Annotated in this window: 9 protein-coding genes; 5 read left to right on the plus strand and 4 right to left on the minus strand. The window is 65.4% G+C overall.

All coding sequences use genetic code 11. The annotated features are described in order from the left end of the window. Positions 1-21: 21 nt before the first annotated feature. The 4 genes from ACZYZ9_RS00705 to ACZYZ9_RS00720 all read right to left on the minus strand — a co-directional run bounded on the left by ACZYZ9_RS00705 (position 22) and on the right by ACZYZ9_RS00720 (position 6134). Positions 22-384, minus strand: a complete 363-nt coding sequence (locus ACZYZ9_RS00705; protein ID WP_463824324.1) for a hypothetical protein — start codon at positions 382-384, stop codon at positions 22-24. 139 nt (positions 385-523) lie between these two features. Beyond that, the gene (locus ACZYZ9_RS00710) at positions 524-3814 is read right to left on the minus strand and encodes an MMPL family transporter (protein ID WP_463824325.1); all 3291 of its coding nucleotides are present in this window, start codon (positions 3812-3814) and stop codon (positions 524-526) included. Between the two features lie 121 nt (positions 3815-3935). Further along, positions 3936-4958: a TauD/TfdA family dioxygenase gene (locus ACZYZ9_RS00715; protein ID WP_463824326.1), complete on the minus strand. Its 1023-nt coding sequence runs from the start codon at positions 4956-4958 to the stop codon at positions 3936-3938. A 150-nt stretch (positions 4959-5108) separates the two neighbouring features. Further along, positions 5109-6134 (minus strand): AbrB family transcriptional regulator, encoded by a 1026-nt coding sequence (locus ACZYZ9_RS00720; RefSeq protein ID WP_463824327.1) that lies wholly within the window; start codon positions 6132-6134, stop codon positions 5109-5111. A 309-nt stretch (positions 6135-6443) separates the two neighbouring features. Between ACZYZ9_RS00720 and ACZYZ9_RS00725 the strand changes: the two genes are divergently transcribed. From ACZYZ9_RS00725 to ACZYZ9_RS00745, 5 genes are all read left to right on the plus strand, one after another. Then, complete coding sequence (locus ACZYZ9_RS00725; RefSeq protein ID WP_463824328.1) at positions 6444-8117, plus strand: PecA family PE domain-processing aspartic protease; 1674 nt, start codon at positions 6444-6446, stop codon at positions 8115-8117. A gap of 63 nt (positions 8118-8180) precedes the next feature. Next, complete coding sequence (locus ACZYZ9_RS00730) at positions 8181-9332, plus strand: AAA family ATPase (RefSeq protein ID WP_463824329.1); 1152 nt, start codon at positions 8181-8183, stop codon at positions 9330-9332. A 52-nt stretch (positions 9333-9384) separates the two neighbouring features. After that, positions 9385-9993 carry a TetR family transcriptional regulator gene (locus ACZYZ9_RS00735; protein WP_463824330.1) on the plus strand — a complete coding sequence of 203 codons (609 nt, stop codon included), beginning with the start codon at positions 9385-9387 and terminating at the stop codon, positions 9991-9993. 185 nt (positions 9994-10178) lie between these two features. Next, positions 10179-10607: an MmpS family transport accessory protein gene (locus ACZYZ9_RS00740; RefSeq protein ID WP_463824331.1), complete on the plus strand. Its 429-nt coding sequence runs from the start codon at positions 10179-10181 to the stop codon at positions 10605-10607. Continuing rightward, positions 10604-13510, plus strand: coding sequence for an MMPL/RND family transporter (locus tag ACZYZ9_RS00745; RefSeq protein ID WP_463824332.1), 2907 nt, complete (start codon positions 10604-10606; stop codon positions 13508-13510). The genes ACZYZ9_RS00740 and ACZYZ9_RS00745 overlap by 4 nt, the downstream gene beginning before the upstream one ends. The last annotated feature ends 5 nt before the right edge of the window (positions 13511-13515 follow it).

Below are 13515 nucleotides of genomic sequence, written 5' to 3' on the forward strand. Positions count from 1 at the left end.
GGTGGCTCCGGATGTGCCAAGTCAGCAGTCGCCTACCTGGTCGATGACCTTCTTCAACGGCGGGGCGGGGTAGACATTGGGGGTGTAATTGGGATTGTCGATCGCCCACGCGATCTTGGAACAGTAACCAGGTCCTGCCGGCTGGCCCGCACGCCACGTTTCGAGCGTGATTTTGCAGCTGTACATGTCGGACTCCGGGGCGAATTCGGCGGTGTCCTCGGCTCTCGGCGCGTGATGCCAGATGATGAAGCTTCGCGCCGAAGGCAGGTTGCAGGGAAGCTGCGGGATGGGAAGGCGACCGATGTCCCCGCTCGCCGTCGGCGCGAGGGGCAATGCACAGGACGCCATCACCATGGTCGAGGCGGCGATCATGCGGATGGCCAACGCGCTCACCCTCTTTCTCCGACGACAGCGGCATGCCTGCCGCACTAGACGTTAGCTCAACTGTGGTTGCCGAGACAGTGCCGCGCGGGCGGCCCACGCGCACCCGCTTCGAGGCGCGTCCAGTTAATTGCCCGCCCGACTATCTCTCGATATCGGCGGCGTGGCCCGGTCCCGGGTGCGGGTAGCGCGGTACGCCGTGGTGCACATTGACCCGTGGACCGCGCTGCAACGCGTCGGCGGTCGTCTCGTGCAGCCGCAGAATCCGCCCGCCGATCTGGACATAGGCATTGGGCCGCCACACCGCCGGCTCCCAGGCAGTGAGCCTGGACCAGCGCAGCTGGTGCGGTTCGCGCACGAACACGCCGTTGGTCGAGTTGCGGTCGATGATGACCACCGACGCATCGACGATGCGGACTTCGGCGTGGGCCCGGGACATTTCACCGGAATGGTCATCGATGCGCACGGGACGAAGACCCTGTTGGGCCGCATCGGATCCGTTCGGATCCCGGCCGATGACGCAGTCGCGTTCGAGCTCGATCCGCGACCCGTCGTCCAGGGAAACCCAGCGCTTGGGCTGCGGCGCACCAGCCGGCGGCGCAGCGGCAATCCTCCCGCTGCCTGCGGGTTCCGACCGGTACAGCGGCTGGTCTCCCGACATCGCCGGCGCCTGCCCGCGCGACGACGGTGTGCGGGTCGACCAGATGACGGCGCCCTGGCCCGGCACGGTTCCGTCGGAGAGCCGGTACACGCCTTGGCCCTGGGCCACCGGCCGCGGCCGCGGGTCGAACTCGTCGACGGTGATGACCGCCGCGACGGCCGGCGCCGGCAGCGACCGGTGGACCAAACGTCCGCGGCCGCGCAACATGGTCTGCCCGGTGCCCTCGTCGAGAGCAACGGTGACGCTGCCGCACAGCAGAATCTCCAGGCCCGTCGGTGTCGGCATGACGATGCCGATGTCGACCAGCGTGCGATCCCACGGCTCGCGCGCGAGCTGCTGGAAGGCGGCGACGAGCTTCTGCGGGCTGGAGCGCCGGACCATGTCGGACAGGGCAGTCATCTGCTGCGCCGCCAGCGAGTGCGCCGACAACTCCGAGCGCTCGCGGTGGGCCACCACGATCACGGTGCCGTTGACGTTGGCCACCAGGTGGTGTCCGGGGATGACCTCGACATCGCTCGGCGGCCGGACCGGGGCGTGGTCGACGGCCACGGGGACCGGGGGGACGGCGACCGGCACCGGCGTCTCCTCGGGCATCGGGGCAGCCGGTGCTGCCGCGACCGGAACCTCCGGCACCTCGTCGGCCGGCGCTTCACTGATACCGACTCGAGAGTGCAGCCACCGCAACGGCTTTGGCGCCCACCAGTTCCAGTCGCCGGCAAGCTGCAAGAAGGCGGGGACCACGATGCCGCGGATGATAGAGGCGTCGATCACGACGGCCAGCGCGGTGCCGATGCCGAACATCTTCATGAATGACAGACCGTTGGCGAACGAGATCAACGTGATCGTCAGCAACAGCGCCGCGCTGGTGACGATCCGGCCCACGCGCCCCAGCCCGATGACCGTCGACGCGGTGTTCGACAGACCGGAGTCGCGGGCCTCCTTGATGCGGCTGAGCAGGAAGATCTCGTAATCGACGGACAAGCTGAAGGCGATGGCACACAACAGCACCACCATCGAGAGATTCAGCGGCGCAGGCGTGATGCCCAGCAGGCCGGCGAGATGGCCCTCCTGGAATACCCACACCATGATGCCCAGCACCCCGCTCAGAACCAGGAGGTTGAGCACGAGTGCCTTGACCGGCACCACGACACTGCCGGTGAACAGGAACAACAGGATGAAGGTGGCGCCGGCGATGAGCCCGATCGCCAACGGGAGCTTGCCCCCGATCGCGGCTTGACTGTCGATGAGCGTGGCGGTCGGTCCGCCCACTTCCACCTGGCGGTTGGTGATCTTGGCCCGGATGTCGCGGACGATGTGTTGGGCGGTATCGGAGTCGGCCTGAACCGAGAGGTAGACGATCGCGTAGCTGGAACCCGACACCGCGGGCGTCGGCCCGGCCGCCTGACCGTTCTCGAACCGGCCGATGGGGCCCGTGACCAGCACGACGCCGTTCATGCGCGAGATGTCCGGGGCCAGGTTCTGCAGCACGGTGGCATCGTTGCGGGTCACCAGGGTGATCGCCTGCGACGGATCCAGCGTGAAGTCCCGCTGCAGCGATTCGGCTACCAGCCGCGCACTGGAGTCCGTCGGCAGGGCTCGCTCATCGGGCGTGGCGAATTGGACGTTGAGAAATGGAATGCCCAAACCCAACAGCAGGACCACCACGGGCAGTGCGTAGAGCAGCGGCCGGTGCGTGACCACCTCGGCGAACCGCCGCCAGAACAGGGAGTCGGCCGAGGGTGGCACCTTACGGCGGATGACGGAGAGCGAGTCCACGCGCTTGCCGAGCAACGCCAGCAGTGCGGGCAGGACGATGATCGCGGCGAACGCCGAGAGCAGCACGGTGGCCGTCGCAGCGAGACCGACCGACCGCAGGAAATAGGTGGGAAACACCAACAGGCTGGTCATCGCCAAGGTGACAGTCGCCGCGCTGAACAAGATGGTGCGCCCGGCGGTGTTGACCGTGGCGATGACGGCCGGGTGGTGGTCTTTGCCGTTGGCCAGTTCCTCCCGGAACCGCGACACCATCAATAGGCCGAAGTCGATGGACAACCCGAGGCCGAATGCCGTCGTGACGGTCAGGGCGTGCACTGACACATCGGTGACCGCTGTCATCAGCAGCAACACCGACAGGGTGGACACGATGGACACGACTCCGACCACCACCGGCAGTACGGCCGCTATCAGTCCGCCGAACACGATGACCAGCACCGCCAACGAGATAGGCACCGCAATGCTCTCACTGGTCTTGAGGTCGCCTTTGACCTTGTCGCGAATCTCCTGCTGCACGCCGAGCGCGCCACCCGCACGCACCGTGACGCTGGTGTCGTGGGGCAGATTCGCGATGATCCGCTTGGCCGTCTCGGCGGCTTCGTCGGCGGTTCCCCCGACGTGGACGAGCATCAGGCCGGAACGACTGTCCTTGCTGCGTAGGTCGGCGGCTCCCTCGTCGCCGAAGGATCTGGTGATCTTGGCCTTGGGCTCGGCCGCGACGACTTTGAGCACTCGATCCCGGATGGCCGCGACCTCGGGACTGTCGATGGTGCCGTCCCGCGGCAGCAGTTGAACGACGAGATTCGCGGTGGTGCCGAAGTGCTGGTCCAGAAACTCGTCGGCCTTCGAGGATTCCGATGCCGGGTCGGTGTTTCCGCCGGTGCCCAGCTTGTCCGACACCGATCCGCCGAGCACGACACTGATCCCCAGCAGGACCAGAACGGCCGCCAGCACCGATTTCGGGCGCTTGACGGTGAACGCGGCCAGTCGCCTCAACATGTCTGCCTCTCCCCAGTGAACTTCGTGCTGCTCGCGGTGGCTTTGTCGTGCGGGCCTGGGCGCTCTCCGAATTGGGATGTCAGCGTGAAATCTAGGCCCGCACCGACAGTCGTGTCGACGGTCAGTTACGCGGCTCGCCGGCGAGCCACAGGCGCACCAGGCAGCGTCGGGCGTGCACGTCGGGCGAATCGATGAAAGCGCGGCGATTGTGCAGGGTCGTGTAGTTGTCGGCGAACAGCACGTCACCCGGGTGCAGCGTGAACTCGACGGCACTGGCGGCGTCGCCCAGTGCACGGTCGAAGGCGTCGAGTGCCTGGCGCTGCCGGTCGGTGAGCGGCCGACCGCTGCGGTAGTGGCCGAGTTCGATGTGCAACCGGTTGTAGCGGATCCGGACACCGTCGGTGGTGTCGGTGAAGATAGCGCCATCGGTGAACGGGTTTTCGCCCGGCTCGGTCTCGTGCGAACGGTCGAAGCAGAACTGCCCGTAGAGCTCGTCGACCAACTCGGGGTGGGCGGCCAGCATCGCGTTGTAGGCGGTGTGCGCACTGACCATCAGCGACTCACCGCCGGACACTGCCTTGCGCAGACACAGCAGCCCCAGGATGTCGGGCCGGCTGCCGGCGTAGGCGCAGGCCGAATCCGTGTGGTAGATCAGCGCGGAGTTGGTCTTGGAGCCGCGGGCCTCGGCCACCGATTGCCCGGTGTCCTGAACCAGGTACACACGGTCGCCCTGCTTGTTCTGCGGCTGCGGCTCACCCAGGTAGGTACCCAGGCCCCAGTACAACATCGAGGCTTCCTCGTCCGTCCAGCCGTCCAGCGGCAGGCCGCGCAGCACACAGAATCCGGGCCCCAGCCGCAGGCAGTGCCGCATGGCGCGGGCGATCTCGACGAGCTCGGGCTCCCGGAAGTCCGCTGCCACGATCGTCTCCAGCCTGCGGCCGCGGCGGCGCAGGTTGTCGCGGATGCGCAGGCATGCCGCCACCTGGCGTGGTCCCACCCCGATCAGGTAGTCCCATGCGTGCAAGCTGTCGCGGTTCCACACCGACGGTCCGGAAATCGGCCGGCGCCGAGTGCCCCGGGATGGGTGTGCCGCGTTCTTGCCCAAGAGTTCGTCCCTGGTGCGAGTGTCGGTGACAGCCCCCATGATCTCATCCCCTTTCTGAAACTTTGGCGCTTTCTATGAGTTTGGCTTGCTGCACTTGGCGGATTCTTGACGATTTCTGGACGGCCGCTAAAACCAGTCGTGGCCGATCAGCGGGGCACTGATCAGCCACAACGAGGTCCGGCGGGTGAGTTACGCGGCGACGGGGATCAGTTCCCGGCGCGACGAGTGCGGCGCCGCGGCGGGGGCACTGAACCGGATGAACATTTTCGCGATGAACGGCGCGGCGAACAGCATCAGGACCACCCGGATCACTTGGGCCGCCATCACGAACGTGACGTTGGAACCCGATCCCGCGGCGGTGCCGAGTACGGCGTAGATACCGCCGGGGCTCGTCGCCAGGTAACCATCCAGCGAGCTCAGGCCGGCCTCGTCGGCCAGCACCACACCCAAGCCGGCCGCGGCGAGGTTCAGGATCACGATCAGCGCGAACGCGCCGGGCAGGATCCGTCGGATGGCGCGCAGCGATTGCCGGTCGAACGACAGCAGCGTCTGCCAGACGATCATCATGATCCCGGCCTGGACCAGCAGCATCGGAACGGCGAAACCCTGTACCAGCCCGGAGAACTCCAGCGCAATCGTGATGGCCATCGGTCCCAGCAATCCCGCGCCGGGCAGCCGCATCGACCGACCGGCGAAGCTGCCCACCAGCACGATAGCCGCGATCAGCGGCAGCGTGACGATCATCGATCGGGAAGACGTGTCGTCGGCATGTGCGCCCTCGGCGGCGGTGCCGTGGAAGAAGACTGCGACGACGACGGGCATGGACGCGGTGATGAGCGCCACGCGCAGGTATTGAACGGCCGCGACCACCCGGTCATCGCCGCCGAGGTCGCGTGCGATGGCGACGAGGCCGCACGAGCCGCCGGCCACCAGGGCCAGACCCCCGGTCAGCGGACTGACGTCCTTGTGCAGACCGAGCAGCGCGCCGCCCGCGACGCTGACGATCAGGGTGCTGACGGTGATGGCGATGACGATCGGCCAGTGCGAACCCAGGGCGGCGAACGATACGTTGCGGACCATGAGCCCGGTGTAGACGCCGAGCACGCCCTGAGCGGCCAGGCCTGCGCCCGACACTGTTCTCGGGGCGTACCGCGCCAAGGCCCAAGCGAAGATTCCACAGCCGATGCCTACAACGGCAAGGTCGATGGTGTTCATGCCGTAGAAGGTCCAACATCGCCCTTGACGAATTCTTAATGCGCAGGTGGAGCGCACTTGTCAACCCAGTGTCCGGATCTCGGACGGGTCTCTCACCTGCCGACTGCGACCCGTGTCCCGTCGTTGGACTGACTCGGCCGCAGGCGGGTGGCAGGGACGACGGACCCCGTCGGCCTTTCGACAGGCCCCGACAGGTTATTTGTGTGAGTATCGGATGAGCCGCGGCCGGTGTTGCGCAAAGCCGCGATGTCTCGGCGGGATCTGGATAGGCTTAGCGCTCACACCGGAGATGGACGTTAAGGGGGCGACGTGTCGTTGCTAACCGTGTCGCCAGACTGGCTGACCGCTGCGGCAGCCGATCTGGAAAACATCGGCACGTCGCTGCACTCGGCGAGCGCGGCCGCCGCCCTCCCCACCACCGGAGTGGCCGCTGCCGCCGCGGACGAGGTGTCGGCCGCAGTAGCGGCGCTGTTCGCCGATTTCGGCGACGAGTTTCAGGCGATAAATTCGCAGGTCAGCGCCTATCACGCGCAGTTCTTGCAGACGCTGGGGGCAGCGGCCGGGTCCTACGCCTCGGCCGAGGCGACCGCGGCCACTGTGCTGGACCCGTTCGTCAACGCGATCAACGCACCGACCCAGCTCCTGCTGGGGCGGCCCCTGATCGGCGACGGGGCCAACGGCACTGCCGCCAGCCCGAACGGCGGGGCCGGCGGCATCCTGTGGGGCAACGGCGGCGCCGGATATTCGCAGACCACAGGCGGTCTGGCCGGCGGTAACGGCGGCTCGGCAGGCCTGATCGGCAACGGCGGCGCCGGCGGTAACGGCGGCCTCAACGCCGCGGGCGGGGCGGGCGGCAACGGCGGCTGGCTGTACGGCAATGGCGGCGCGGGGGGAACCGGTGGCGCTTCGCCTACGGTGGCCTTCGGCGGAGCCGGTGGAGCCGGCGGGCGAGCTTACCTGCTGGGGTCGGGCGCAAACGGTGGTGCGGGTGGATTCAACAGCCCCAGCGATCCGTCGCACGCCATCCGTGGGATGGGCGGCACCGGCGGCGTTGGTGGCATGGTCTGGGGTGGGGCCGGCGTCAGCGGTGCGGGTCTGGACGGCAGAACGATCCCCATGCCCACCGTCGCCAATACCGAGCCGGTGGTGAACATTTCAGTGAACGGCGGCGGCAACGCGCCGATCCTCGTGGACACCGGGTCCGAAGGTCTGGTCATGCAGATCAAGGACATCGGCGGACTGCCCGGCCTGCTCAAGATGGGCCTGCCCACGGGCCTCAACATCAGCGCGTACAGCGGTGGCCTGACGTATCTCTACGCCACCTTCCCCACCACGGTGGACTTCGGCAACGGCATCGTCACCGCGCCCACCAGTGTCAATGTCGTCCTGTTGTCGCTACCGACCTCGCCGTTCGCGATCCAGGCATACCTGTCCAATGTCATCAGGAACCCGTTCGTCACCCCGTTCGACGCGTATTTCGCCTCGGCAGGCGTTGACGGCGTGCTGGGCCTGGGACCTAACGCGGTGGGGCCGGGACCGAGTATCCCGACGCAGGCGCTGCCGGGTGATCTCAACCAGGGCGTCACCATCAACATGCCGGCGCAGGAGTTGCGTTTCGGCCCCAACGATCTGGGCGGCCCGACTGTCTCGCTGAACGGGTCCCCCATCACCAACCTTTACGTCAGGGTAGGTAGCGGACCCCTCCAGATGGTGCCGTCCATCGTGGACTCCGGGGGCGTCTATGGGACCATGCCCTCCTCGGTGATCGGCTCCTCGACATTGCCGGCGGGCACCATGATCACGGTGTACGCCGATTCAGGTGGCATGACGAAGCTGTACTCGTTCAACACGAACGACTACGCGCCCACCGTTATCTCCTCTGGCCTGATGAACACGGGTTACCTGCCGTTCAGTCTGGGCCCGGTGCACGTCGACTACAACCCGGCCGGAGTCGGGACGACAATCCTTTATCCTGTGCCCTAGTCGAATCACTGTGTTGGGCTGAGTGTTCCGACGCTGTCGGCGCCCGACGCTAGAGTCGCCTTCATGCTTCAAACGATCGCTGTCCGCGGCTACCGCTCGCTGCGCGAGGTGGTCCTGCCGCTGAGCCGGCTGTCAATTGTCACCGGCGCCAACGGAACTGGTAAGTCGTCGGTGTACCGGGCGCTTCGCCTGCTGGCCGACTGCGGCCGTGGTGAGGTGATCGGCTCGCTCGCCCGCGAAGGTGGATTGGAATCGGTGCTGTGGGCCGGACCCGAGCAGCTCCGTGGCGCCCGTCGGGAAGGCAACGCCCAGGGCACCACCCGCACCCGACCGTTGTCACTCGAACTCGGCTTTGCCGCAGATGATTTCGGTTATTTCGTCGATCTCGGCATTCCGCAGATGGCCGGCCACCGTAGTGCGTTCGCACGCGACCCGGAGATCAAACGCGAGGCGTTGTTCGCCGGGCCGGTACTGCGCCGCGCGACCACTTTGGTGCGCCGTACCCGTCAACTAGCTGAAATCAGCGGCGATGCAGACGGATTCGACGAATTGTCCCGAAACCTGCCGCCCTACCGCAGCGTGTTGACCGAATACGCCTATCCGCAAGCACTTCCCGAGCTCGCGGCGGTGCGCGAACGGCTGCGCAGTTGGCGCTTCTACGACGGCTTCCGGGTCGATGCCGCCGCTCCCGCCCGACAGCCGCAGGTGGGCACGCGCACTCCGGTGCTCTCCGACGACGGCAGAGACCTTGCGGCAGCGGTCCAGACGATCATCGAGGCCGGCTTGGACGACTTGGCCCGCGCGGTCGCCGACGCATTCGACGGCGCCACCCTCGACGTCGACGTCAGCAACGGCCTTTTCGATCTTCGCCTGCAGCAGCGCGGGATGCTGCGACCGCTGCGCACAGCCGAATTGTCGGACGGCACTTTACGATTCGTGCTGTGGGCCGCGGCACTGCTGAGCCCGCAACCACCCTCGCTGATGGTGCTCAACGAACCAGAGACCTCGCTGCACCCCAGTCTCATCGGCCCATTGGCGGCACTGATTCACACGGCAGCCACCCACACGCAGGTGGTGGTGGTCACCCATTCCCGTTCGCTGCTCGACGCCCTCGACAGCGGAGTCGAAATCGAACTGCACAAGGATTTCGGCGAGACCCGCATCGCCGGTCAGAGCCTGCTGACGACGCCGCCGTGGGATTGGGGCAAGCGGTGAGCCCGCGGCGTCGAGTGTGCAAAGTGTGCAGAACGTGCAACTATTGGAAGTTATGGCCAATCAGTTGAGCCTCCGCGAGCGACGACGCCGACAGACCAGCGCGGACATCCGCGGTGCTGCGGTGCGCTTGGCGCAGGTCCGCGGCTGGGACCGGGTCACCATCGAGGAAATCTGCACTCAGGCCGGAATTTCCACCCGCACCTTCTTCAACTACTTCCCCAATAAGGAAGCCGCGATCGCCTACGGCCCGTCCGACCTGCCGCCGGAATTGGCCGACGAGTTCGTCGCAGCCGGACCCGCGCCCCTCCACGTGGTGCTGGCCGAACTGATCACTCTGGCGGCCCACCATCTTCGCGACATGCCACCGGAGCGTGAGCAGGCCGTCTGCATGCTCGACCTGGCAAAAACCACCCCCGCGGTGCTGGCGGCGTTCCTTGCCGACCTGGAGCGTTTCCAGACGCAATTGACCGAGATCGTCGCCAAACGCCAAGGCATGCCCTCCGACGACGAAGTCTCCGCCCTGATCTCCGCGCTAGCGTTGACGGCGGTGCGCTCGGGCATCGAGAGGTGGTCGAGCAGCGAACCCGAGGACGCCGGTGACACGCCGATGCCCTATGTCGAACGTGCTGCCGCGCTGGTCAACAGCATCTTCACGCAGTGAGAGCGTGACCGGGATTACAGAAAGTTGCATACTCTGCAAAATATGCAGATGATGTACAGGTGGTCCGGTTAGCTCGTCTTACTATCGCATCGGGCCACCTCGGGCTGCGTAACTCGCGCGACCCATAATCGCTTGTGATGCAAGGCAATTCGTCGTGCGACCAGGAAAGGCTCACGTAGGTGCAGATGGCAAAGATCGTGCGCAACGCCTGGTTGCCGCTGCTGATCGTGGCAGTCGTGGCCATCGGGGGCTTCGCGGTGACCCGGGTCAAGTCGTTCTACACCGCCGACCAGCAAAATGACCTGACCAGCGCAAAGGTTGACGACTCCAAGCCCTTCAAGCCCAAGGTCGTCAAGTACGAGATCTTCGGCTCGGCGACCCGCGCCAACGTCAACTACCTCGATCTCAGCGCCGAGCCGCAGCGGCTGGACGGCGCTCCCCTGCCCTGGACACTGGTGCTCAGCACCACCGCACCCTCGGTCTTTCCGAACATCTCGGCGCAAAGTGACGGTGATTTCCTGGGCTGTCGTATCACCGTCGACGACGAAGTCAAAGACGAACAAACATCCAACGGCGTGCACGCCCTGACTTCCTGCTTGGTGAAATCAGCATGAGCACTACTCTGCAAGACGCGCCCACCGATTCGTTCCCCGTCGCCAAACACGCGGCCCGCGAGGCGATTCCGCACTTCATCCGCAAATTCGCCGTGCTGATCATCCTGGGGTGGATCGCGCTGATCGCGCTGCTCAACGTCGTCGTCCCCCAGCTCGACGAGGTCGGCAAGCTGCGTTCGGTCTCGATGAGCCCGGACGACGCGCAATCGGTGATCGCGACCAAGCGCGTCGGCGAGGTGTTCAAGGAGTACAAGTCCAACAGTTCGGTGATGATCGTCCTGGAGGGCCAGAACGCGCTGGGCGCCGAAGCGCACGCCTACTACGACCAGATAGTCAAAAAGCTCGAGGCCGACACCGCGCACGTCGAGCACGTTCAAGACTTCTGGAGCGATCCGCTCACCGGTGCCGGCGCACAGAGCAACGACGGGAAGGCCGCCTACGTCCAGGTCTACCTCGTCGGGAACATGGGTGAGACCAAGGCCAACGACTCCGTCGAGGCCGTCCAGACCATCGTCAAGCACACCACCCCACCCCAGGGGGTCAAGGCCTACGTGACCGGGCCATCGGCGTTGGAAGCCGACCAACACCTCGCCGGCGACCGCAGCCTGCAGGTGATCACCATGGCGACCTTCGTCGTCATCATCGCCATGCTGTTGATGGTCTACCGCTCCATCGTCACGGTTCTGCTCACGTTGATGATGGTGGTCTTCGAGTTGGCCGCCGCTCGCGGCGCGGTCGCATTTTTGGGCTACTACAAGATCATCGGGCTGTCCACATTCGCGTGCAACCTGCTGGTGACGTTGGCGATCGCGGCGGCCACTGACTATGCGATCTTCCTGATCGGGCGATATCAAGAAGCCAGAGCAGTCGGTGAATCACGAGAAGACGCCTACTACACCATGTTTCACGGCACCGCACACGTGGTGCTCGGCTCCGGCCTGACCATTGCCGGCGCGACGTTCTGCCTGCACTTCACCAATCTGCCCTACTTCCAGACCCTGGGCGTCCCGCTGGCCATCGGCATGGTCGTGGTGGTGTTGGCGGCGTTGACCCTGGGTCCCGCCGTCATATCGGTGGCGTCGCGCTTCCGGCAGACCCTGGAACCCAAACGCGCCCAGCGTATTCGCGGTTGGCGCAAGATCGGCGCGCTCGTCGTCCGCTGGCCCGGCCCGGTCCTGGTCGTGACGATCGGCGTCGCGCTGGTCGGTCTGCTCACCCTGCCCGGCTACCGGACCAACTACAACGACCGCAATTACCTGCCCGCCGACCTGCCGGCGAATGCGGGCTATGCGGCCGCCGATCGGCACTTCTCCAAGGCCCGGATGAATCCCGAGTTGCTGATGATCGAAAGTGACCACGATCTGCGCAATTCCGCGGACTTCCTGGTCATCGACAAGATCGCCAAGTCGATCTTCCGGGTACCCGGCATCAGCCGGGTCCAGGCCATTACCCGCCCCGAGGGAACCCCGATCGAGCACACCTCGATCCCGTTCCAGATCAGCATGCAGGGCGTCAGCCAGCAGATGACCCAGAAGTACCAAGAAGATCAGATCGCGGACATGCTCAAGCAGTCCGAGGAGATGCAGACGACCATCAACAGCATGGTGCAGATGCAGGACATCACCCAGCAGATGACCAACGACATGCACGTGATGGTCGCCAAGATGAAGAGCATGACCATGGACGTCGCCGAATTACGCGACCACATGGCCAATTTCGAGGACTTCTTCCGACCCATCCGCTCGTACTTCTACTGGGAGAAACACTGCTACGACATTCCGGTGTGCTTCTCGTTGCGGTCGGTGTTCGACGCCCTGGACGGCATCGACACGATGACCGATGACATCCAGAGCCTGATCCCGGTCATGGAACATCTGGACACACTGATGCCGCGGATGAACGCGCTGATGCCCGAGATGATCCAGAACATGAAGAACATGAAAACCATGATGCTGACCATGTATTCGACCCAGAAAGGTCTGCTGGAGCAGCAGCAGCGGGCACAGCGCGACTCGTCCGCCATGGGCCGGGCCTTCGATGCGTCGAAGAACGACGACTCCTTCTACCTGCCGCCGGAGACGTTCGACAACCCCGAGTTCAAGAAGGGCATGAAGAACTTCATCTCCCCCGACGGCCACGCCGTGCGCTTCATCATCAGTCACGACGGCGATCCGATGTCCGCGGAAGGCATTTCGCACATCGACACGATCAAGAAGGCCGCCTACGAGGCGCTCAAGGGCACCCCGATGGAGGGCTCCAAGATCATGCTCGGTGGCACCGCGGCCACCTTCAAGGACATGCGGGACGGCAGCAACTACGACCTGCTGATCGCCGGAATCGCGTCCATGTGCCTGATTTTCATCATCATGCTGATCCTGACCCGCAGCGTGGTGGCCTCAGCGGTCATCGTGGGCACCGTATTGCTTTCTCTCGGCGCGTCGTTCGGGCTGTCAGTGCTCATCTGGCAGCACCTGCTCGGCATCGAACTGCACTGGATGGTGCTGGCGATGTCGGTGATCATCCTGCTGGCCGTGGGAGCCGACTACAACCTGCTGCTGGTGTCGCGTTTCAAAGAAGAGATCCATGCCGGTCTGAACACCGGGATCATCCGGGCGATGGGCGGCACCGGTTCGGTGGTCACCTCGGCGGGGTTGGTGTTCGCGTTCACGATGATGACGATGGCGGTCAGCGAGCTCACGGTGATCGGCCAGGTCGGCACGACCATCGGGCTCGGTTTGTTGTTCGACACGTTGATCGTTCGGTCGCTGATGACCCCGTCGATCGCTGCGCTGCTGGGCAAATGGTTCTGGTGGCCGCAACGAGTCCGCCAGCGCCCGGTGCCCGCGCCCTGGCCAAAGAAGTCTGGAGAGCGGACCGAACAGGACGCCTTGGCGGGCGTCTGATCGGA

Source organism: Mycobacterium sp. IDUB_28, from assembly GCF_055419285.1.

What these genes read in the sequence shown, in the direction of transcription:
- ACZYZ9_RS00710 (WP_463824325.1), bottom strand. Translation starts at nt 3,814, where the DNA reads ATGTTGAGGCGACTGGCCGCGTTCACCGTCAAGCGCCCGAAATCGGTG.
- ACZYZ9_RS00715 (WP_463824326.1), bottom strand. Translation starts at nt 4,958, where the DNA reads ATGGGGGCTGTCACCGACACTCGCACCAGGGACGAACTCTTGGGCAAG.
- ACZYZ9_RS00720 (WP_463824327.1), bottom strand. Translation starts at nt 6,134, where the DNA reads ATGAACACCATCGACCTTGCCGTTGTAGGCATCGGCTGTGGAATCTTC.
- ACZYZ9_RS00730 (WP_463824329.1), top strand. Translation starts at nt 8,181, where the DNA reads ATGCTTCAAACGATCGCTGTCCGCGGCTACCGCTCGCTGCGCGAGGTG.
- ACZYZ9_RS00735 (WP_463824330.1), top strand. Translation starts at nt 9,385, where the DNA reads ATGGCCAATCAGTTGAGCCTCCGCGAGCGACGACGCCGACAGACCAGC.
- ACZYZ9_RS00740 (WP_463824331.1), top strand. Translation starts at nt 10,179, where the DNA reads ATGGCAAAGATCGTGCGCAACGCCTGGTTGCCGCTGCTGATCGTGGCA.
- ACZYZ9_RS00745 (WP_463824332.1), top strand. Translation starts at nt 10,604, where the DNA reads ATGAGCACTACTCTGCAAGACGCGCCCACCGATTCGTTCCCCGTCGCC.